This window comes from Synechococcus sp. N5 (genome assembly GCF_900473925.1).
In the GTDB taxonomy this organism is placed as follows: Bacteria; Cyanobacteriota; Cyanobacteriia; order PCC-6307; family Cyanobiaceae; genus Parasynechococcus.
On record NZ_UCNI01000006.1, the window covers coordinates 20,842 to 41,239 of the forward strand.

General features: G+C 61.4%; 23 protein-coding genes. 13 read left to right on the forward strand and 10 right to left on the reverse strand.

Going from position 1 to position 20,398, the window contains the following annotated elements:
• Positions 1-14 precede the first annotated feature (14 nt).
• From trmB to DXY03_RS05525, 3 genes are read left to right on the forward strand one after another with little or no spacing between them, the layout of a single operon-like run.
• Positions 15-719 carry a tRNA (guanosine(46)-N7)-methyltransferase TrmB gene (gene trmB / locus DXY03_RS05515; protein ID WP_115009543.1) on the forward strand — a complete coding sequence of 235 codons (705 nt, stop codon included), beginning with the start codon at positions 15-17 and terminating at the stop codon, positions 717-719.
• A gap of 9 nt (positions 720-728) precedes the next feature.
• The gene (locus DXY03_RS05520) at positions 729-2,045 is read left to right on the forward strand and encodes an IctB family putative bicarbonate transporter (RefSeq protein ID WP_115009544.1); all 1,317 of its coding nucleotides are present in this window, start codon (positions 729-731) and stop codon (positions 2,043-2,045) included.
• Complete coding sequence (locus DXY03_RS05525; RefSeq protein WP_115009545.1) at positions 2,042-2,995, forward strand: BadF/BadG/BcrA/BcrD ATPase family protein; 954 nt, start codon at positions 2,042-2,044, stop codon at positions 2,993-2,995. The genes DXY03_RS05520 and DXY03_RS05525 overlap by 4 nt, the downstream gene beginning before the upstream one ends.
• On the opposite strand, the gene glmM is transcribed toward DXY03_RS05525, so the two are convergent.
• Positions 2,982-4,376 (reverse strand): phosphoglucosamine mutase, encoded by a 1,395-nt coding sequence (glmM, locus tag DXY03_RS05530; protein ID WP_115009546.1) that lies wholly within the window; start codon positions 4,374-4,376, stop codon positions 2,982-2,984. The genes DXY03_RS05525 and glmM overlap by 14 nt on opposite strands.
• 153 nt (positions 4,377-4,529) lie before the next feature.
• Between glmM and DXY03_RS05535 the strand changes: the two genes are divergently transcribed.
• Complete coding sequence (locus tag DXY03_RS05535) at positions 4,530-6,587, forward strand: lytic transglycosylase domain-containing protein (RefSeq protein ID WP_115009956.1); 2,058 nt, start codon at positions 4,530-4,532, stop codon at positions 6,585-6,587.
• Here the strand turns inward: DXY03_RS05535 and DXY03_RS05540 are convergent.
• On the reverse strand, positions 6,492-6,995 hold the full coding sequence (locus tag DXY03_RS05540) for a hypothetical protein (RefSeq protein WP_115009547.1): 504 nt from the start codon (positions 6,993-6,995) through the stop codon (positions 6,492-6,494). The two genes, DXY03_RS05535 and DXY03_RS05540, sit on opposite strands and share 96 nt — an antisense overlap.
• A gap of 63 nt (positions 6,996-7,058) precedes the next feature.
• On the opposite strand from DXY03_RS05540, the gene DXY03_RS05545 reads away from it, so the two are divergent.
• Positions 7,059-7,634: a thioredoxin domain-containing protein gene (locus DXY03_RS05545; protein ID WP_115009548.1), complete on the forward strand. Its 576-nt coding sequence runs from the start codon at positions 7,059-7,061 to the stop codon at positions 7,632-7,634.
• Between the two features lie 44 nt (positions 7,635-7,678).
• Positions 7,679-8,401: an FAD-dependent thymidylate synthase gene (gene thyX / locus DXY03_RS05550; RefSeq protein WP_115009549.1), complete on the forward strand. Its 723-nt coding sequence runs from the start codon at positions 7,679-7,681 to the stop codon at positions 8,399-8,401.
• A 10-nt stretch (positions 8,402-8,411) separates the two neighbouring features.
• On the opposite strand, the gene dcd is transcribed toward thyX, so the two are convergent.
• Together dcd and DXY03_RS05560 are read right to left on the reverse strand one after the other, a co-directional pair.
• Positions 8,412-9,005: a dCTP deaminase gene (gene dcd, locus DXY03_RS05555; protein ID WP_006849961.1), complete on the reverse strand. Its 594-nt coding sequence runs from the start codon at positions 9,003-9,005 to the stop codon at positions 8,412-8,414.
• Positions 9,005-9,604 carry a cob(I)yrinic acid a,c-diamide adenosyltransferase gene (locus DXY03_RS05560; protein ID WP_114988180.1) on the reverse strand — a complete coding sequence of 200 codons (600 nt, stop codon included), beginning with the start codon at positions 9,602-9,604 and terminating at the stop codon, positions 9,005-9,007. The genes dcd and DXY03_RS05560 overlap by 1 nt, the downstream gene beginning before the upstream one ends.
• A 145-nt stretch (positions 9,605-9,749) precedes the next feature.
• Between DXY03_RS05560 and rph the strand changes: the two genes are divergently transcribed.
• From rph to DXY03_RS05580, 4 genes are read left to right on the forward strand one after another with little or no spacing between them, the layout of a single operon-like run.
• On the forward strand, positions 9,750-10,493 hold the full coding sequence (gene rph / locus DXY03_RS05565; RefSeq protein WP_115009550.1) for a ribonuclease PH: 744 nt from the start codon (positions 9,750-9,752) through the stop codon (positions 10,491-10,493).
• Positions 10,494-10,551: 58 nt separating this feature from the next.
• Positions 10,552-11,268, forward strand: coding sequence for a global nitrogen regulator NtcA (gene ntcA / locus DXY03_RS05570; RefSeq protein WP_006850810.1), 717 nt, complete (start codon positions 10,552-10,554; stop codon positions 11,266-11,268).
• 27 nt (positions 11,269-11,295) lie between these two features.
• Positions 11,296-12,447, forward strand: a complete 1,152-nt coding sequence (locus tag DXY03_RS05575; RefSeq protein ID WP_115009551.1) for a DUF3084 domain-containing protein — start codon at positions 11,296-11,298, stop codon at positions 12,445-12,447.
• Positions 12,444-12,890, forward strand: coding sequence for a resolvase (locus tag DXY03_RS05580; protein WP_115009552.1), 447 nt, complete (start codon positions 12,444-12,446; stop codon positions 12,888-12,890). Before DXY03_RS05575 ends, DXY03_RS05580 begins: the two co-directional genes overlap by 4 nt.
• Here the strand turns inward: DXY03_RS05580 and DXY03_RS05585 are convergent.
• The 4 genes from DXY03_RS05585 to psbH are packed head-to-tail and all read right to left on the reverse strand — an operon-like array spanning position 12,868 to position 14,197.
• Positions 12,868-13,125 (reverse strand): DUF3146 family protein, encoded by a 258-nt coding sequence (locus DXY03_RS05585; protein WP_011363294.1) that lies wholly within the window; start codon positions 13,123-13,125, stop codon positions 12,868-12,870. The genes DXY03_RS05580 and DXY03_RS05585 overlap by 23 nt on opposite strands.
• Complete coding sequence (pth, locus tag DXY03_RS05590) at positions 13,125-13,742, reverse strand: aminoacyl-tRNA hydrolase (RefSeq protein ID WP_115009553.1); 618 nt, start codon at positions 13,740-13,742, stop codon at positions 13,125-13,127. The genes DXY03_RS05585 and pth overlap by 1 nt, the downstream gene beginning before the upstream one ends.
• 14 nt (positions 13,743-13,756) lie before the next feature.
• Positions 13,757-13,987, reverse strand: coding sequence for a TatA/E family twin arginine-targeting protein translocase (locus tag DXY03_RS05595; RefSeq protein WP_115009554.1), 231 nt, complete (start codon positions 13,985-13,987; stop codon positions 13,757-13,759).
• A gap of 9 nt (positions 13,988-13,996) precedes the next feature.
• On the reverse strand, positions 13,997-14,197 hold the full coding sequence (gene psbH, locus DXY03_RS05600; protein WP_006849996.1) for a photosystem II reaction center phosphoprotein PsbH: 201 nt from the start codon (positions 14,195-14,197) through the stop codon (positions 13,997-13,999).
• A gap of 84 nt (positions 14,198-14,281) precedes the next feature.
• Between psbH and psbN the strand changes: the two genes are divergently transcribed.
• Positions 14,282-14,422 carry a photosystem II reaction center protein PsbN gene (gene psbN, locus DXY03_RS05605; RefSeq protein WP_011363291.1) on the forward strand — a complete coding sequence of 47 codons (141 nt, stop codon included), beginning with the start codon at positions 14,282-14,284 and terminating at the stop codon, positions 14,420-14,422.
• On the opposite strand, the gene DXY03_RS05610 is transcribed toward psbN, so the two are convergent.
• Positions 14,410-17,349, reverse strand: a complete 2,940-nt coding sequence (locus DXY03_RS05610; RefSeq protein WP_115009555.1) for a glycoside hydrolase family 38 C-terminal domain-containing protein — start codon at positions 17,347-17,349, stop codon at positions 14,410-14,412. The two genes, psbN and DXY03_RS05610, sit on opposite strands and share 13 nt — an antisense overlap.
• A 64-nt stretch (positions 17,350-17,413) precedes the next feature.
• Between DXY03_RS05610 and DXY03_RS05615 the strand changes: the two genes are divergently transcribed.
• Both DXY03_RS05615 and DXY03_RS05620 read left to right on the forward strand, forming a co-directional pair.
• Positions 17,414-17,533: a photosystem II reaction center protein I gene (locus DXY03_RS05615; RefSeq protein ID WP_006042333.1), complete on the forward strand. Its 120-nt coding sequence runs from the start codon at positions 17,414-17,416 to the stop codon at positions 17,531-17,533.
• Between the two features lie 95 nt (positions 17,534-17,628).
• A complete protein-coding gene (locus DXY03_RS05620) occupies positions 17,629-19,932 on the forward strand; it encodes a DUF3769 domain-containing protein (protein WP_115009957.1) in 2,304 nt (767 codons plus the stop codon).
• Here the strand turns inward: DXY03_RS05620 and DXY03_RS05625 are convergent, their stop codons facing one another.
• A complete protein-coding gene (locus DXY03_RS05625) occupies positions 19,933-20,364 on the reverse strand; it encodes a pentapeptide repeat-containing protein (protein WP_115009556.1) in 432 nt (143 codons plus the stop codon).
• Positions 20,365-20,398 lie beyond the last annotated feature (34 nt).

Below are 20,398 nucleotides of genomic sequence, written 5' to 3' on the forward strand. Positions count from 1 at the left end.
ACCGCTTCAGAACCTTGCGTCAGCACGTCAATCCCCTGAGCAGCTTCTTCCAGTTGCCGCTTGAATTACCACCAGCCGAGCAGCTGTTTCGCGTTCCTGATCAGCCGATCCACCTGGATATCGGCTGCGCCCGTGGCCGGTGCCTGCTGGGCTTGGCCGAGCGTGATCCCCACTGGAACTATCTCGGCGTTGAAATCCGCCGACCGATGGTGACGTCTGCCGATCAAGAAGCGCTCGCCTCGGAGCACGGCAATGTTCGGATCCTGTTCTGCAACGCCAACATCAGCCTGGAAGGCTGGATGAAGGCCCTGAAGCAGGACCGACTGCAGCGGGTCTCGATCCAATTCCCCGATCCCTGGTTCAAACGCAGGCACCACAAGCGCCGGGTCCTGCAGCCGGCGCTTCTTCTCGCCATCGCAACAGCCCTGCAGCCCGGCCGTGAGCTGTTTCTGCAGAGCGATGTTCTGGACGTGATTGAGCCGATGGTGGCTCTCACCGAACTCAGCGACTGTTTCGACCGCCCCGCCGAGGACCAACGTCCCTGGCGCGCCAGCAACCCGCTTTCGGTTCCCACGGAACGGGAGCGCTACGTGCTTGAGCAAAACCTCCCCGTCTACCGGGTGCTCTATCGCCGGAACCAGAATCCACTTCCTTCCGTGTCAGATCTGGAACAGAGCTGGAAGGAGATCGATAATCCGGCGGAAGTACTCACCACCTGAAGCCCCACGATGGCCTCTGCGGATGCAACCCAGACGGCAAGCAGTGGGGCCCTGTTGGTGCGCTGGCAGGGGGTGATCACTCCGGATCAGGCGGTGCTGAAACGCCTTGAAGGGCTGACGGGACTCCTGCTGCTGGCCTTGTTCACGGGTTTTCCTTTCTTTACACGCACAGGCCTGGCCCTGGTGATTGCAGCCTGCGGCGTTCTTTGGCTGCTCTGGTGCCTCTGCAGTCCGCCACCTCAGCGCATCGGAACCATCTCGCGCTGGCTGATGCTTTTTCTGGCCATTGCGATTGTGGCCACGGGGTGTTCTCCAGTTCCAATCGCCGCCAGCAAAGGCCTGATCAAACTGCTCAGCTACCTGGGCGTTTATGCCTTGCTCTGCAAGCTGCTGCTGAGCAACAGCCGATGGTGGAACCGGCTGATCGCCGGACTGCTGAGTGGCGGGCTGTTCAGCAGCGTTCTGGCTTTGCGACAGCTGTATGCCTCCAGCGAGGAACTGGCGGGCTGGGCCGATCCGAATTCCATCAGTGCCGGCACCGTTCGGATCTATGGCCCCCTGGGAAACCCCAACCTCCTGGCGGGTTACCTGCTGCCGCTGGTTCCCTTCGCAGCGATCGCACTGGTGCGCTGGCGTGGGGTAGGAGCCCAGCTGTTTGCCGGAACCACATTGGTGTTGGCAGCAACAGCCACGCTGTTCACCTACAGCCGCGGCGGCTGGCTGGGAATGGTTGCTGCCGGTGCCGTGCTGCTGTTGTTGCTGCTGCTGCTCTGGACACGCCACTGGCCTCCGCTCTGGAGACGTCTTGTGCCTCTGGCCGTGCTGCTGGTTGGAGCCGCTTGCCTTGTGGTGGCGGCCACCCAGATCGATCCGATCCGCACGCGCATCACCAGCCTGCTGGCGGGACGGGGGGATAGTTCCAACAACTTCCGCATCAACGTCTGGATGGCGGCCATCCAGATGGTGCAAGACCGTCCCTGGTTGGGCATCGGCCCTGGCAATACAGCGTTCAACAGCATCTATCCCCTGTATCAGCAACCGAAGTTCAACGCCCTCAGTGCCTACTCCGTTCCCTTGGAAATCCTGGTGGAAACCGGCATTCCCGGGCTGCTGGCCTGCCTGGGATTGCTGGCCAGCAGCCTTAGGCAGGGCCTCAAGCAGCTCAATGCCGATGCTCCAAGCGCCTTGGCATCCATCGCCAGCCTCGCTGCCATCGCTGGCCTGCTGATGCAGGGCAGCACCGACACAATTTTCTTCCGCCCCGAAGTGCAGCTGATCGGCTGGTTTGCTCTGGCCAGCCTGGTGAGTCGACCCAGGGAATCATGAGACTGCTCGCTGGATTCGATGCCGGACAGTCGCACACCCGCTGCCGCCTCAGCGTGGTTCAAAACGGCGTGCACCAGCCTGTTGGAGAAGGCGAGGGCCCCGGAGTCAGCCACCTTGATGCCCCCCAGGGTGAACGTCGTTTCCTCGAGGCGATCAGCACCAGTGCGCAGCAGGCCCTGAAAAATCACCCCGATGGCGTGATCCAGGCGGCCGTTGTGGGAGCCAGCGGCATCGAACACGGAACAGCGTTGCAACAGCGTGCTGAACATTTGGTGGGGCAAGCCCTGGCCATCGGTGATGACTCAGGATTGACCAAGGTGCTGGTCACTGGAGACGAACGCACCGCCTTGCGAGGTGCGTTCCCTGAAGGCGCAGGAATCCTGGCGATCAGCGGCACCGGAATGATCGTGCTAGGCCGAGACGAGAACGGCCATGAACACCGCTGTGGCGGCTGGGGATGGCTGCTCGATGGAGCCGGCTCGGCCTTTGATCTGGGCCACCAGGGATTGCAGCTGACCCTGCGCATGGCCGATGGACGCCTGCCCGACCATCCGCTGCGCCTGCAGATCTGGAATCAGATGGGCTGCGACAGCCACGCCGCAGTGAAAGCCCGGGTGGTGCAGCAGGACTTCGGCACGGCTGACTTTGCAGCCTTGGCTCCACTGGTGGTGGGAGCCGCAGCCAAGAACTGCCCTGGCGCGAAGGAGATCGTTCAGGGATCGGCAGCAGCCCTCTCCCGCTGCATCAGCACCGTGGCCCAGCAGCTTTCCCTGCGGTCCCCCCTGGTGGTCTGCCATGGAGGAGCCGTCACCCATCTCCAGGGGTTCCGCACAGCCGTGCAACAGGCCATCCATCAGTCGATTCCCGAAGCCCGATGGGGCAAGGCCAAGGGCGATGCCTGTGATGGCGCCCTCTTGATGGCCGAGGGCTTAAGCCTCAGGCCGCGTTGAGATGTTCCTTGGCAACGGCGGCCAGATGCCCCGTCCAATGCTCCACAGCGTCCGACTGCTCGGCTTCCACCATCACCCGCAAGACGGGCTCTGTACCACTGGCCCGGACCAAAATGCGACCGGTCTCGCCCATCGACTGCTCCGCTGAAGCAATGGCGTCGGTGAGAGCAGTGCAAGCGCTCCAGTTCTTACGGCGCAAACGGTCCGTCACCCGCACATTGACCAATTTCTGCGGGTAGGCCTGGAAACTGCGGTCCAACCAATCGCTCAGGCTGATGCCCTGGGCATGGCACAGGGTGGCCAACTGAACGGCGGTCAGAACACCATCGCCACACAGCCCATGGGAGGCGGAAAGGATGTGGCCGGATTGTTCGCCACCGAGGCCCGCGCCACTGGCCACCATCGCGGCATGGACGTGCTGATCTCCCACCGGCGTGCGATCCAGGGTGCCGCCCCGCTGCTGCCAGGCACGCTCGAAGCCAAGGTTCGACATCACAGTGGCCACCAACCGCTGATCGGGTAGCGCCTGCTGCTCCTGCAGCACGGATCCCCAGAGAAACAGCACGTGGTCGCCGTCGATAATCCGGCCTCGGCCGTCCACCGCCAGCATCCGATCGGCATCACCATCAAAGGCAAAACCCATCGCCGCGCCGCGCTCGATCACAGCCCGTTGCAGCGGTCCCAGATGGGTTGACCCGCAAGCCACGTTGATGCGGGAGCCATCGGGTTCCCCATGGAGCACGGTGAGATCAGCCCCCAGTGCACGGAAGGCATCGGCACCGCAAGCCGTCGCGGATCCCCAGCAGAGGTCCAAAACGATGGGAACGCCATCCAGTCGCCGGTCAGCCACCGATTGCTGCAACACCTCTCTGTAGCCATCCAGGAGATCGGCGCTGGATCGCGCCACACCGCAGCGGAATGTTGCTTGCTCAGCCATGGGCGTCTGTCCCTGCAGACCGGCTTCCACCTGGGCTTGACGGGAGGCGCTGAGTTTGGCGCCATCGGCCCCGAACACTTTGATGCCGTTGTCTGCAGGGGGGTTATGGCTGGCGGAGACCATCAGGCCGCCGGCGGCTCCCAGCTGGCGGATCAACAACGGAACCGCCGGCGTCGGACAGAGCCCAAGGGTCCACACATCGCGACCAGCGGCCGTCAAGCCCGCCGTCAGGGCAGCAACCACCATGCTGCCGCTGGTCCGGGAGTCCATCCCGATCAGAACAGGACCTTCCGCCTGCAGAACCCGACCGACCCAATAGCCCACCTGAAGACATAGAGCGGGGGTGAGAACCGTGCCGGCAAGCCCACGGATTCCATCGGTTCCAAACCCTGGCGCAGCGTCACCGAGAGCGGGGCCGATCGGGGAGCACGCCTCTTGAACCATGGGTCTCAATCGTGGACAGCACCATAGGAAGCACCTCTGAGGCTGATTCCCAGGGACGTGACAGGTGCAGCTCTGCCCTCCACGGCCCAAAGGCGATCAAAGGCTCGCCAACTCTGTTTGAAGCATCAGAATGAAACGAGTTCAAGGTTGGGTGTGCAGGCAGGGCCGCGAATCGGAACGCTGCTGCTGCTTTCAGTTGCTGGTTTCAGTGGGTTAGCTGCATGGGGCGGGCAGCTGCTTCTCAACAAGCAGCATCAGCGCCTCACGCCTGAAGTCTCGCAGGCAAGGCTCTGGCAGCACTACCGCTGGGCCATCGATCCGCAGACCCGTCGAGAGGCCGCCCTATTGATGGTGGCCAGGGATGGGTCACCGCAACTGCTCCATGGCCAAGGCTGGGGGCGCGATCCGATGGCGGCCGTGGTGCTCGAACGGGCAGCCCTCACCGCTGCCGCCCAGGGCAAGCCATCGGACGCTGCTGAGACCTGGCAGCGCCTGTTGGATCGCTTTCCCGAAGCACCCGGCTCCGCTTGGGCTCGATTGGCGCTTGGCAACAACAATCCCGTTCTTCATCAGCAGCTGCTCCAACAGCAACCCGCACACCCCGCAGCACTGACCCTGGCGGCTCGGGATGGCTCCGAAGCACTAGCAAGCCATCAAGGCGCCTTGCACCTGGCCCGTTGGAATGCGCGCCGAGCCGGCGCCCTTGGGCTGATGCGTGACGCCTGCGAGGCCACGGGGGCGCAGGCACCTCAACCCGACCAACGCCAAACCTTGGCGCAAGCACTGGCAAAACAAGGCCATGCCGACACCGCAGTGACCTGTCTTCAGGAGCTTGAGGCCTCCCCTGAGACCAAGCTGGCCATCGGTCGTTCCCTGCTGCTGCATGGCGACCCTGATGCAGGTACAGCCCGGCTGCTGACCCTGGCGCAGAACCACCCAAACCACCCCGCCAGCCTTGAAGCAGCACGGATCTTGAGTGAACCGCTCGATGCCCAGCCTGGGGTTCTGGATGCGCTTCCGACTGCCCTTGAGGAGCGCTCAGCCGCTGTTGCAGCAGCTCGCGTGCGACTCGCCGGCGGCGATGGGGCGGATGCCGCCCTGAGCCGCTGGCCCAACGACCCCGACATCTGGCAACTGCAATGGGACATCGCCCGCGAGGCATTTCTGGCTGGAGATTGGGATCGTGCCCGCGCCCTGCTGGAACGCCCCGATGAGGATGGCCCCCTGCCTCCACCGTTGGAGACGCGGCGGCTGTTCTGGTTGGGGCTTAGCCACAAGCAACTCGGCGAAACGACAAAGGCAGAACGCAGCTGGCGCCGCCTGATCGGGGCCTTCCCCGGGGGCTACTACCGCTGGCGCGCTATGGAGCACCTGGGTGTGGCCGAACCCCTGGCGTTGCGATCCCCAGACCCGCAGCAGGAGCCGCCAGCCTGGCAACCGCTCAACAGCCATCACCGGCTGGTGAACGAGCTTTGGCGCCTGGGCCAGGTGCACGCCGCCTGGGAGGCCTGGCAGGCCCAGGCAGACCCTGCAGTCCCGCCGCCACCTGAAGAACGTCTCGCCGAAGGCAGGCTGCGCCTTGCCATCGGGGACACCTGGATGGGACTGGAGCAGCTCTGGTGGCTCAGCCTCCGCTGGCGTAATCCGAGCTGCCATCAACGGACTCTCCTGCATCGCAGCCAATTCCCTCGCCTCTTCGAAGCTGAGATACAGACAGCGGCAGAGCAAGCAGGCGTTCAGGCCAATCTGCTGCGAGCGATCGCCAAACAGGAATCACGCTTTGCACCTGGGGTCGTCTCCCCTGCTGGGGCCGTAGGCGTGATGCAATTGATGCCCTCCACAGCCACAGAGATGGCTGACGCACCAACCAGCACGCTGATGCTGAAGGATCCCGCCGACAACTTCGAACTGGGCGCGCGCTACCTCAACCACTTGCTGGAGCAATGGGAAAGCGACCCCTTTCGCAGCATTGCCAGCTACAACGCCGGGCCAGGTGCTGTGGCCTCTTGGGCACAACCCACGGATCAAGACGACGATGCGCTCTGGGTGGAACGCATTCCCTACCCGGAAACACGCTTTTACACCAAGAAAGTGCTGGACAATCTGCTCGGCTACCTAGGCGGCAATCAATCGTTCTGCAACGAGACTGGCGCTGGGATGGGGCAGAAGCGTGCCGGCGACGATGCCAGCGATCACGACCACACTCATTAGAAACAGGCAGATCCCGGCGGCGGGCAGAACACCGATGCGGATTAGATCGAGCCTGGCCAACAGCATGGCTGAGGCCAGGATCAACACGTCGGTCAGCACATTGAGCTTCAGCAGGTAGATGCCACCGGTGATCACCACCAGCAGCGTGACCACCAACGTCATCACCCGGCTCGACGCCATCAGCAACGACACCTGGCGCAAAAGCAGATCGGGCATGGTGCAGAAGACGACAACCACCTGGGTCTGCAGCAGAACGAAACCCCAGAACCAGGCCGCACTCACGCCATAGAGAGACGTGAAGGAGGGCTGAACAATCTGCCAATGGTTGCCGAGCACAACCGCAACGAGAAACAGCACCGTCAGCAACGGCGCCCGAACCGGAAGGCTCAGCAGTCGCAGAATTGGCATGGCGTCAAGGTAGCGGCGGGCTTTCGAAGGAGCTGCCAGAGTGATCGCTGTGGTTGACGTGCGATGACAGGCACCCCGGAGTCTTCGCCCCTGGGCACAGCGCAGCGATGGGTGCTGGTGCTGATTGCGGTGGCTCTGGCCATGGGCCTGGTTGTCCTACGCGGAGGCATTCAGAGCGAAAGTCCGATGGAGCAGCTGGCGAGACGATCCCTCGACCCACAAACAGCGTTAACCAACGGACGCCCAACGCTGATCGAGTTCTACGCCGATTGGTGCCAGGTCTGCAGAGAGATGGCACCTTCAATGCTGGCTTTGGAGAAGCAATCGCGCGATCGACTCGATGTTGTTCTGGTCAACGTCGACAACCCCCGTTGGCAAGATCTGGTTGATCGCTACGACGTCAACGGCATTCCCCAGTTGAACCTGTTCAACGCTGAGGGGGAAGCCAAGGGGCGATCCCTCGGCTTGCGCAGCGCTGAGGAACTCCAGCTGCTCACCACAGCACTGCTTGAAAATCAGCCGTTGCCGGCCTTGCCTGGCGTCGGCAACATCAGCCAGCTGCTGAAGCCCCCCTCCGCGAACAACGCGATGGCAGGGGCCTCGAGCCCCGCCAACGCGGGGCCCCGCAGCCATGGTTGACACGCCTCGCCATGATCACCACAACTCGTCACTCTGACGCTCCCATGGACCGCTTTCGGGTCGATCTGATCGCAGCTACGCCGAACCCGCAGCAATGCGTGTACGCCGCCATGCATCAGGACTACAGCGAAGGATTCGTGGCCGGAGATCGTGCCAACTGGCCCGATGAGCAGCGGGCTGGAGAGATCTGTGTGAAACGCCTGCTGTCTGGAGAGCGCGGCCACTACGGCCCGATGGAGCATGCACAGATCGTGCTGAACGTGGGCTGGTTCCCGCACTCGGTGATGCAGCAGGCCCGCACCCACCGGGTTGGGGTGAGCTTCGATGTGCAGTCGATGCGCTACACCGGTGAACGCATCTGCCGTGCAGCGGATGGAGCCCTGGACCTGGAAGAGGTGTTCTATCTGAGGCCCATCGGCGAGTACAGCGATCGGCAGGGCAAGAAATACACCTACACCGAAGCACTACGCCAACAGGATCTTGATCTCTGCCGTAGCGCCGCCGAGCGCTACAGGGATCTGCTCAGGGCGGGCTTCGCCGAGGAGCACGCCCGCGGCATCCTTCCCTTCGACTACCGCCAGCATTTTGTGGTGAGCTTCAGCCTGCGGGCATTCCTGCACTTCATGGACCTGCGGGCCAAGCTCGATGCACAGCTGGAGATTCGCCAGCTCTGTGATCTGATGTGGCCCCACATGGTGGAGTGGGCCCCTGAATTTGCAGCCTGGTACGAGAAGAGCAGGCTGCACCGGGCGCGTTTGGCCCCCTAATCAGAGAGAACTAAACCTTGGCCAGCGTCACCCGTTCCGGTTGGTGCTGGTACTTGCCTTGTCGATCGCTGTAGGTGGTCGAGCAGGGATCACCCTCAAAAAACAACAGCTGACAGATGCCCTCATCGGCATAGATGCGGCAGTCAGCACCAGAACTGTTACTGAATTCAAGGGTGAGGTGACCCTCCCAGCTCGCTTCTGCCGGGGTGGTGTTCACGATGATTCCAAGGCGGGCATAGGTGCTCTTGCCCAAACAGATCACGGTGATGTTGGGGGGAACCCTCAACTTCTCCAGGGCCACACCGAGGCCATAGGAATGGGCCGGGAGAATGAAATATCGCCCATCTTCATCCTCATGAAGGGGAGTGGGTTCGAGGTTGGCCGGGTTGAACCTCTTGGGGTTCATCACCGTGCCTGGAACATGCCGGAAGATCAGAAATTCCTGGGGAGAAAGGCGTAGGTCATAGCCGTAGGAGGAGCAACCAAAACTCAGCACTGGCCGCAGCTTCTGCTCCGGCTCCAGGTGACGGACCAAACCGCTCTGGAATGGCTCGATCATTCCCTGCCCGGCCTGTTCAGTGATCCAGCGATCGCACTTGAGCATCAGAAACCTCGGCGCAACTCCGTGACTTGATCTGCCATCTCCACCACACCGGCGGGGATGGCAGGTCCAGTGATGATCACATCCATCGAAGCGGGCCGCTGCTCAAGGGCTGCAATCACGTCCGCCTCATCCAGGTATCCGAAGGCCACGGCAAGGCCGAGTTCATCCAACACCAGCTGATCGAGATCTCCCTGGATCAGATGCTGACGGCAGATGGACCAAACCTCAGCCACCGCCTCCGCACCACCGGGATGCCCCGGCGAGGAGAGGCAGAGGGGCACTTCCGGCCGCAGCCAGACGAGGCCTCCGCAGAGCTGCACCCGGCCGGCCGGTCCCTGCTGCACGCCCCCTTTGAGGAACTGACTGATCAGAACACGACTGCCCAAGCCGGCAGCTCGCATGGCCTGGCTGAGAACACTGGCGAAACTGCCTCGATAAGGCGCCGTATGCACTTGCAGCTGCCCTTCGGGAGCCACCAGATGTAGGGGTGGCGGATCAGAGACGGCAGGCAAGGGCCTCAGGCCCGCCCGTTGCAAGGCCTGCTGATCCCGATCCAGGGAATTTTGGAAGGATTGGGGGTCGGCGAGGCTTGTGGTCATCACGGAAGCATCTGTCCGGGCGACCCCGGCAAGACCTTGAATGTAGCGGCGAGATCACATTCCACAAGGGGATTGACACCACCCATGGTGTTTGGACAGTGCGAGAACCAACCGCCTGCGAGGCTTGACGAACTGCACACCACCGATGAGCCAATCCCCTGAACAACGCACTGATGGCCGTCGCCCGCAGCAGTTGCGACCGTTCTCGGTGACCTGGAATCCCATGGGGTTTGCCTTGAGCTCCCTTGTGGTTCACACCGGCCGAACCGCTGTTCTCTGCAGCGTTTGCTTAGAGGACAAAGTTCCCCGCTGGCGCAAGGGAGAAGGATTGGGATGGCTCAGCGCCGAATACCGGTTGCTGCCCGGATCCACCCCACAGCGACAATCACGGGAGCTGATGAAACTCTCGGGCCGCACTCAGGAAATTCAGCGGCTGATCGGCCGAAGCCTGCGCGCCGTGATCGACATGAAGCGTCTAGGAGAGCGCACCTTGCTGATCGACTGCGACGTGATCCAAGCGGACGCCGGCACCCGGACGGCCTCGATCACCGGGGCTTGGCTCGCCCTGGACCAAGCCTGCCGATCCCTGGTGGACCAGGGAGTGCTGGAGCAATCACCCCTGATCGATCAGGTGGCGGCTGTATCCGTGGGCTTGGTTGATGGCCAGGCCTTGCTGGATCTGGACTACAGCGAAGACAGCCGAGCCGAGGTGGACCTGAACGTTGTGCAGTCCGGCGATGGCCGTCTGCTGGAAATCCAGGGAACTGCGGAGGGTGCGCCCTTCAGTCGCAGGCAACTCAATGAGCTGCTGGATTTAGCAGAGCCGGGATTGACATCCCTGATGCAGGCGCAACGCCAGGCCTTCAAGGAGCACAGCAGCGTTACGTAATAACCGCTACATGGCGGCCACCGCCGGCTCCGTAACTTCGCCACACAAGGGGGATGTCATGACCAGTAGCCGAGGTTTCAGCCGATACGCCCCGCAGATGGTGGCTCCAGCTCCCAGCGCAGAGCCCGCCAACCGTTCTCTGCTGGAGATCATCCGGGATCTCGATGGCGCCAGCAGTGAACTGGTGGATCGCAACAAGACCATCTTCTTCCCCGGAGATCCCGCAGAACGGGTGTATCTGATCCGCCGGGGAGCCGTTCGTCTGTCCCGCGTCTACGAATCGGGAGAAGAGATCACCGTGGCCCTGCTCCGCGAGAACAGCCTCTTCGGGGTGCTGTCACTGCTGACAGGTCAACGGTCCGACCGGTTCTATCACGCTGTGGCCTTTACCCGGGTCGAAATGGTGACTGCACCAGCGACCTCCGTGAAGGCCGCCATCGAAGCAGACACCAGCGTTGGCCTGCGCTTGCTTCAGGGTCTCTCCAGCCGGATTCTGCAGACCGAGACGATGATTGAAACCCTCACCCATCGGGACATGTCATCCCGACTGGTGAGCTTCCTGCTGGTGCTTTGCAGGGACTTCGGCGTGGCAGATGAGCTGGGCATCACCATCGACCTGCGCCTGTCCCATCAGGCCATCGCTGAAGCAATTGGCTCAACACGCGTGACAATCACGCGTCTGCTGGGAGACTTGCGTCAATCCGGTTTGGTTCAGATTGACCGCAAGAAAATCACGGTTCTGGATCCGATCGCGCTGGCCAAACGCTTCAGCTAGGCCTGCCATCGCCCGACTTGTGCAGCCATGAGCGGCTGGGCACTGATTCTGGTTCTGTTGGTGCTCGGGGGCGTGCTGTCGACCCTGGGCGACCGTTTGGGCAGCCGCGTCGGCAAAGCGCGACTGAGTTTGTTCAGCATGCGCCCACGGCGCACCGCCGTTTTGATCACGGTGTTGACCGGCAGCCTGATCAGCGCACTCTCACTTGGCCTGATGCTTCTGGTGAGCCGGCAGTTGCGGGTTGGCCTGTTTGAACTGGATGCCCTGCAGGAGAAACTCCAAGACAGCCGTCAGCAGCTGGAGGCAGCCGAGCGGGAACGAGACAAGACCCAAACAGAAACCAAACGGATCGCCATTGAGCTCGAGCAATCGCAGCAACGGGCCAACACCCTGCGCCTCGAACTCGCTCCTCTTCAAAAGGAGCTGGCCCAACTCAAAGCCGAACGTGAACGCCTCAGCCAGGACATCGCCTCCCGCGATGCGGACATCCAGCGCACGGAAGCCGAACTCAACAGCGTTCGCAGCCGCATCCGAGCCGGTGAGCAGGAACTCAAAGAACTGGAACGCAATCTGGTCGCCTTGAGGCGTGGATCTGTGGTGATCAGCAGCGGACAGACCTTGGCAAGAGCAACGGTTCGACTCGATGCTCCGGACCAGGCCAAACAGGCTGTCGACAGGCTGTTGCAGGAGGCCAATCTCAACGCCTACGGGAAAGTGCGACCTGGCGAAGCACCCGAACGGCAGTTGATCCGCGTTCCGCGCAGCGATGTGGAACGCCTGCAAAGGATCATCCGCAAACCGGAGATCTGGGTGATCTCGCTGCGCTCAGCCACCAACGTGCTGCGGGGCGAAACAGCGGTGTACGCCTTCCCCGAGGTGCGTCCAAACCGGCCGGTGACGCAACGCGGTGACGTGCTGGCCACCACCACACTGCAACCGGATGAACGCACTCCAGAGGGCATTCGCACACGATTGAACCTTCTCCTGGCCTCGGCCTATGCCGAAGTGCAGCGGCGGGGATCCCTGACCGAAGGCCTTCAGTTCGATGGATCAGCCCTCTCCCAACTGGCCCAGACCCTTATGGAAGGACCCAGCCAAAGCGTGGTCTTGGACGTGATTTCCGCAGGGGTCAGCGACAGTGCCGATCCTGTCGTCGTCACCATTCAGGCCTCCCCATGAAACGGGTGGCCGTCCTCGATCCAGGCCGCTGCAAATGTGGTCTTGTGCTGGCCGATCTTCAGCTCGGCCTCGTGCGCGAAGGGCATGTGCTGGCCCCGGAGGCCGTCGAACCCTGGCTGGAGCAGTGGAATCAAGACCAAGCTCTCGACCGCATCCTGATCGGCGATGGCACGGGAAGCAGAACCTGGATCCAGCGACTGGAACGGCTGGGCCATCTCACCGTGGTTCAGGAGCAGGGAACAACCCTGAGGGCAAGACAGCGTTACTGGGCGCTATGGCCGGCTCGAGGTTGGCGACGGATGCTGCCGGCAGGACTGCGCATTCCACCGGTGGATCTGGATGCTGTTGCAGCTTTGGTGATGCTTGAGGAGCACCTGCAATGCCGCCTGAAATGGCCTGAGCCTGATCCCACGTTCTCGCTCAGAACCTGGCCCGGACCATGAAGGTGTAATCACCCCCCGGTTCCAGCCTGTAATCAGAACGCACAAGAAACCGCCGCAGGGCATCCTCGATCAGGGCACGTCCCAGGGATGGCTCCACTACCAGTTCACCGCGATCAAAGGCCCAGGAAAACTGCCACTCAAACCCTCCAGCAGAAACTTCACCCTCCACGCACTTGGCTTGAAAACACTGGCGGAGCACCCGCAAATGAGCCGTTGTCGCCGGAAGTGCCGGCATCAGTCGACCGACTCCAGGTCATAACGGAACCCGTTGATCCAGGTTCCAGCGCGCTCAAAGCTCTGGCGCTGAAGACGTTGAATCCCATCCAGAACAGCATCGAGAACAGCGCCGACACAGGGTTGCTCCGCCTTGCTGAACGGACCAAGAACATGGGACACCGTTCGGGCGCGGCGTTCGGCAGGGTTCTCAGCCGGCGCACCAATGCCGATCCGCAGCCTGGGGAACCCCTGGGTACCGAGATGCTGAATGGTGCTGCGCAAACCGTTGTGCCCGCCGGCACTGCCCTGGGCCCGCAACCGCAAACGACCCAGCGGAAGGTCCATGTCGTCCACCAGCACCAACAATTGGTGAGGCTCCAGGCCGAACCAATCGAGAGCCGCACGAATGGCACGACCGCTGTCATTCATATAGGTCTGAGGCATCAGTAAGCGCAGCCGCTGCTCACCAACCCCTGTATCGGCTGCAAGACCATGCAACTTGGCCTGCTGACGAAAACTGAACCCAGAGCGCTTACCCAAAAGCTCGAGGGCCATGAAGCCGATGTTGTGACGGGTGCCGACGTATTTCGCACCCGGATTTCCCAACCCCACCACCAGCTTGAGATCAGTGGCCATACCGCTAGAACGACTCAGTCGCTGGGGGGAAGTTCTTCAACCGGCTTCGAAGCCTCACCGGAAATCTCCGGTTCAGCCATGGCTTTGTTGATCTCGCGTTCGAATTCCTTGGACGCGGATTGGAAGCCCTTCAGGGTTTTACCGAGAGTCCGACCAAGCTCGGGCAGTCGTTTCGGCCCGAAAACCAACAAGGCAACGGCGCCGATAACCGCCATTTCGGGGAGACCGACGCCGAAGATGTTCATGGGTGCAGATCAGCCGAGGCCGTTCCAGTTCACGTTGATGCCCTCGAGGATGAGGGACTTGTTGTACAGCTGAAGAATCACCAACAGGAACACCAGGAACAGCACCATGAAGATGCCCATCACAGGAGTGGTGCCCCATCCGGGTACCACCTTGCCGTACTCGGAGTTCAGTGGGCGGAGAAGGTCTCCCAGACGGGTGCGTTGTGCCATGGCGACGCCGGGTCTCGGGTGGTTTGAAGTCTCGATACTGTAGGGGCCGACTCCGGTTAGGGGTTGATCCTGTCGAGAGATGTGATGGAAACGTCGTCCCCAGCCCTGTCCGTCGCCATTGGCGTGCTCGCCGTTTTGTTCGGACTCACCGGATTTGGCGTGTATCAGGCCTTTGGCCCTCCATCAAAAGCACTCGACGACCCGTTCGACGATCACGAGGACTGATCCACCACCAGGGAGACGAGTTCCCCTGGGGTGATCACCACGGCAGAAGCGGCAATTGAGTCGGCTTCCCTGCGGACCCTCCACCCCGCTCCGGGGGTCCAGCGACAGCGCGCTGATCCCGAATTGAGCAGCTTCAGCACGCAACCATCGGCATGGCGCTCCAACCCCACTGGCGTGAGTGAACGCGGCAGCGATGGAAACCATTGATGCTGCTCCGCCGGCAAGTCCGCACACCACCCGGGCTCACGAAAGGCAATGGCCGCCTGCGACACACCGGCATCGCTCCATGAGCCGGCGAACGGCATGAGGGCCAAGCGCTGGCGATGCCACCCCTGATCAGCGCTGGGGTCTGGCCAGGTCGGGCCCCGCAGCAGCGAGATGCCAAGTCGGTCTGAAGACCAATCCACACCCTGGGGGCCGTCCAGCAACACAGCCATCCCGCCTCCGGGAGCCGCCGACTGCGAGGCGAACCAGGAGATCACAGGCACTTCCCAACGGGCTTGTTCCCGAGCCGTCATCGGTGCAGCCGGCCGTTCGATCACCCCTCCACTGGTGTCGGCAGCGATGCGGACGGCGGGGGTCGCCAGCGGCAGCTCAAGACGCAGCAACTCATGGGTCTGGCGCCAGTCGATACCGCAGATCAGCTCCAGCCAGGGCGTGTCGGCCTTCAGCCGTAGGTCCAGACGCATGCAACTGGCACCGAGCTGGCGCCGCAGCACCAGATGCGCCACCAGGGAGCCCTGGTCGAGCCACTCCAGGGAATCCGTACAGAGCACACCCAGGGGCTGAGATCGGTAGTCCGCCGCAAGATCCCAGGCATCCCAGAATTCGCCCCGGTCCCGATAGCGCTCCAACTGCAGGGAAGACGACAACTGATCCCGTCCATCGCGATCCCGCAAAGCCAGCAGTCCGGCCGCGGAGACATCGAGCTCGATCAGACCATTGCCCACACGCCAAGCACCCGCCCCCAGCGGCGTAATGACCACAGCCTGACGGGGCTCCGCAGCGCAGGACTTCAAGCCTGGTTCACGCCGGAGCGGCACCGAACAAATCCCGTGCTGACGCGGTAGCTGCACCCACGTACCACCAGCAGCGGCGTTTTGCTGCGGCAATGAAACGGCGTCCGCCGACCACGATCCCGCAGGAAGGCGAACAAGAGGCGACCAGGACGCCAAGGGCTGCAGACCCCACCAACTCCACACCGCTGCTGTGTCCTCCGGACGCGGCAGCCTTGCCAGCCGCCGGTCGCGTTCCTGGCGAGCCTGGCGCCGGGCCGAGCGCCAAACCGGTTCCGCCTGGTCAAACACCTCCGGGATCGAGGTTCCCGGAAGAATGTCGTGAAACTGCTGGAACAACAGCGGGCGCCAATCGCTGCTGCCGCTGTCGCGACCTGCGATCGCCAACAGGGCTGAGACTGCATCAGCCTCCCGCAACAGCCGCTCGAGCGTTCGGTTGTGGCGCTTCTGATCCGGACGGCTGGTGGCGCAACCGCGGTGCAACTCCAGGAAAAGCTCATCTCGCCACACAGGCCAGGCCTGATCACCCTGCTCCAGCTCGGCCAAGAACTCCCGCACCGTGCCGGCTCGGGTGGGCAAGGCGGCCGCTTGCCCTTCCCAGAGCTCGATCTGCTCCAGCAACTCCTCGGTAGGACCACCACCGTGATCACCAACGCCTGGAATCCAGAGCGCCGCCTCCAGCCCCGTGGTCTGATGCCAGGCCCGCTGCTCGTCCAGCATCTCCACGGGATCGGCGCGGCGTCCGATCGGCGGCAGCATCAGGCTGTGCAGTTCCGAACGTCCTCGTGCGCGCCAGCGGAACAACCGGTGGGGGAAAGGGTTGTCAGCATTCCAGGCCAGCTTGTGGGTGCAGAACCAGCGCACACCGGTGGCTGACGCCACGGCAGGCAGACCAGCAGCAAAGCCAAAGCTGTCCGGCAACCAGGCCAACTCATGGGTCCACTCCGGGAAACGGCGGCGGCTGTCGTCCTGACCGAGAGCGAACTGATTCCACAACGACGCCGTGCTGACCAGCACACAGTCGGTCTCCACCCAGGGGCCATTGATCGGTTCCCAGCGGCCGGCCCGGCTGGCCGCCTGAATCTCCGCAAATAGAGCAGGCCGATGTTGCTCCATCCAGGCGTATAGGGCCGGCGTGGAATGGGCAAAGTGCAGCTCAGGCCAGCGACGCATAAGAGCTAACGCTGATCGGAAAGTGCGTTCAGCGGCCTGCCAAGTGTCAGCGACAGGCCAAAGCCAAGCGAGATCGAGATGAGCATGACCCAGCCAATGCAACGACCCTCGCGGAGGATCTGCCTGGTGCAGGTGCGTTGCAATAGCAGCCTGCGCCTCAACTCCGCTGGGATCCAGATCAGCCCAATGGGACGGCAGGTCTCCAGCCGCTGCCAGATGCAGCTCCAAAGCCGCAGGCAACAGCGTGCCCTCAGGGTCGAGGCCTGCAGTCTGCGGCTCCAGGTCGAGATAGCTACTGATCAGAGCTCCGTCGTCATGCAAGGGGCTGCAGAGCTCCAGCACAAAATGCAATGCAGCTCCCTGGCGACATCGCTGGGGCAAAGGCCAACGACAGGCGGTATCGAACAGATCCCCCTCATGAACAAGCACGCCATCCACCCAGAGACGCATCTGTTCGGCCCACCAGCTCAGCACCAGCCGGGCACGGCAGAAATCGCTATCACTCCAGACATCTGGCCAGCTCAATCGCTGCTCAAGACGCAACCACTGGCGTCCCCTGGGCCAGATCAGCAGACCACGCTTGGCCCAGTCCGGCCGGTGCGTTGATCCCCAGCTTTCATCGAGAAAAAAACCAGCCCCGGCGGCGCCTAAACGACGCCACCCGGCACGCAGATCACGACGTGAGCGACTGCGAAACGTTTCAATCCACTCCGATCGACCGACTTGATCGGGGTCCATTCCCCTGCTGACGTTGTCATGCCCCATAGGATGATGTCCTTGTCACAGACGCCGGTCGGTCTCCATGCTCGCCCTCAAGATCTCCGTTTACTCGGTCGTCTTCTTTTTCCTCGGCATCTTCGTGTTCGGGTTTCTTGCGAGCGATCCAAGCCGCACCCCCAGTCGCAAAGACCTGGAAGATTGATTCACCCTCCCGATCAGACCGCGCAACACACTGGTCTGATGGGACTGTGATTTCTGAAATGAGCTGGCAAGCTCATGTGCTGCCGCAGTATTGCCTTGGCGGCCTACCGCCTCTTATCTGTACTGACTGGGACCCTGTTCTCGGGTTCTCTCTTCATATTTCCTGTTTCAGCCGAATTTGCTGAAGAGAGTTCCTCGTTTATTGCTGAAACTCCAACGCACCTCAACGTTCGAGCTGACCGCCAATACACCGACTTCAAATCCAACGCATCAATAGCCGAAGGCAACGTCTCTGTTCAGCTCGGAAACGCTGAACTTCGTGCTGATCGCATTGAATTCGACGCTGCCTACCGCACTCTCTATGCCCGCGGAGCCGTTCGTTTCAAGCGTGGTAGTCAATATTTTCAAGCATCGAGCTTCCGCTACAACCTCGTTCAAGAGGAGGGTTACCTCAGCGATGTCTATGGAGTTATTGACCTAACGGAGTCCCTGCGCAATCCGCTAACAACCTCCCAAGCGGCAAGCCCAACGCCTGAGTCGCCAACACCAGCAAAGCTTGAAGACATGCCTCCTGTGGCCTGTCCACCACTACTCCCCCCACTCGCTGCCAACTGGTTTGGAAAGGACACAGCCGAGTCGGAGAGCGCCTCGATGCGTCCACTCCCGGAGTGTGAAGATACGGATGGGGAGCCGAGCGTGCAGCCCTTCTCGCTCTCTAACCGTCTTGAATCGATTGCCTTAGGCGATGGAAATGATCCACAGCCCCATGGCTCGAGCCATGAAACACCTGCGCAGGACTCAATACCCCCGGTCAATCAACAGGCTTTGCGAAAAGAGGCGATAGCCGAGATAGACCAACGGATCTCGAACATCGCTTTAAAAGGCAACTTCACTATCGAACAACGCGGAGGGATCCCTAACCAACGCTCGAGTTCCGCAGTTAGGGATGAAAACCTCTTCGGTGTGGTGAGACCTGCTCAACTAAATAGCCTTGGGAATTCACAACTATTCACTGGCGAGATCACCCGCTTGAGAGTGCAAGCCTCCAGCGTTGTGATCATGAAGGATGGCTGGAAAGCAGAGCGTATGGGGTTCAGCAATGACCCCTACACTCCGGCACAGACAATAATTGCAGCAGAAGGCGTTATCGCCCAAGAGCAAAGCAATGGTGAGTTGCTGATCTCGGCACGACGTAACCGCCTAATCGTCGAAGAGCGTTTGAACGTGCCGATGCCCCAAGAACGCCGCTTTCGAGAAAAGAGTAGTTGGACCTTCGGCATTGACAACCAAGATCGCGACGGCTTTTTCATCGGACGCAAACTCCAGCCAATTGAAGTAGCTCGCGATTTCACCCTGACCCTGGAGCCCCAATTCATGGTGCAACGCGCCATCGATGACCAAACCTCGCAAGTCAGCGAGCTGTTCGGCCTTGAAGCTGAACTCAATGGCCAGCTCTGGGGTTGGGACACCACTTGGGAAGCCGACATCAGCACGTTTAACCCTCAAGCCCTCGCCGACGGCAGCCGCTACTGGGGCAACCTCGAAAACGACTTTGAACTGCCATGGCTCGGCGACATCACTGCCCGCTTGTTTGGCGCTTATCGCTATCGAACCTGGAATGGCTCCCTGGGCGAAACCGATATATACACAGCACTGGGTGGATACATCGAACAAAGGGAGACCTTCGACTTGGGCAAATTAAGTAACTCCTATATATGGCGACTTGGTCTAGGCAACTACCGGGCAGAGAGGTTTAGCAGTGCAAGCCTCGTTGACAGCCTGCGTGCCAACTTCTACGGCTCCATCAACAGCAGCTATCCAATCTGGCGTGGGAAAGCAGCGCCCCTGACCCCGGAGAAGGCATACCTCTACTCGCCGGTAGCGATCGTCCCGGGTCTCACATTTAATACCAACGTAAACACACTCCTGGCGGCCTATGGCGATGGCACCCGTCAAAACACGATCAGATTTTCAGGAGGCCCCTCTCTCACCCTGGGGACATTCAGTAAACCGTTTCTTGACTACACCCGGCTTTCAATTAGCGGTGGTGTCACCCTCAAACAGGGCGCCAGCCCCTTTAATTTCGATCAAGCCGTTGACTTAAGCACCCTTGGAGTTGGCATCACCCAACAGATCGCCGGACCTCTGCTTCTAAATGCTGGTTTTGGCATCAATGTGGATGCCGGTTCGGAGTTTTACGGTGATGTAATTAACTCCAACATCGAATTGAGCTGGCAACGTCGCAGCTACGACGTGGGGATTTACTTCAATCCCTATGAGGGAATTGGTGGGGTTCGCTTCCGGCTGTACGACTTTGACTTCAAGGGCACAGGCGTGCCGTTTATGCCCTACACCCCTCCAAAACTGATTGAGACGAGCGATTCGAATCGACCCTTCTGATTAATCACCGCCCCCGATAATGAGATTGCTGCCAAACAATGAAGCACCGGCGTAGCGCATACCAGAGGTCCGTACATTCGGTGCATAAGCGTTGATCACCTGGGCTTCCCGCAGATCAGCATTGCGCAGGTCCACCCCAGACAGCTCAGCATTGGTGAGGTTTGCGCCCCTCAAATCAGCACCCTCCAGCAATGCTCCCGTCAGATCAGCACCTTCAAGATTCGCTTCTCTGAGATCGGCCCCGCGCAGATCACTGCCCCGAAAGTCAGCGCCGATGAGATGGGCCTGACGGAAGTCAGCCTGGCGCAGATCACAACGAGGACAGCTGCGGTCCCATGGGTCGTAGGGCTCAACCGCAAGAGGCACAGCCCCAGCAGGAGCCACACTGGCGAAAACCAGGAGCGGCAACAACCGCGAAAGCAAATGGGCCATTGAGATCCAACCTCCGAATACAACCTCCTGTCTC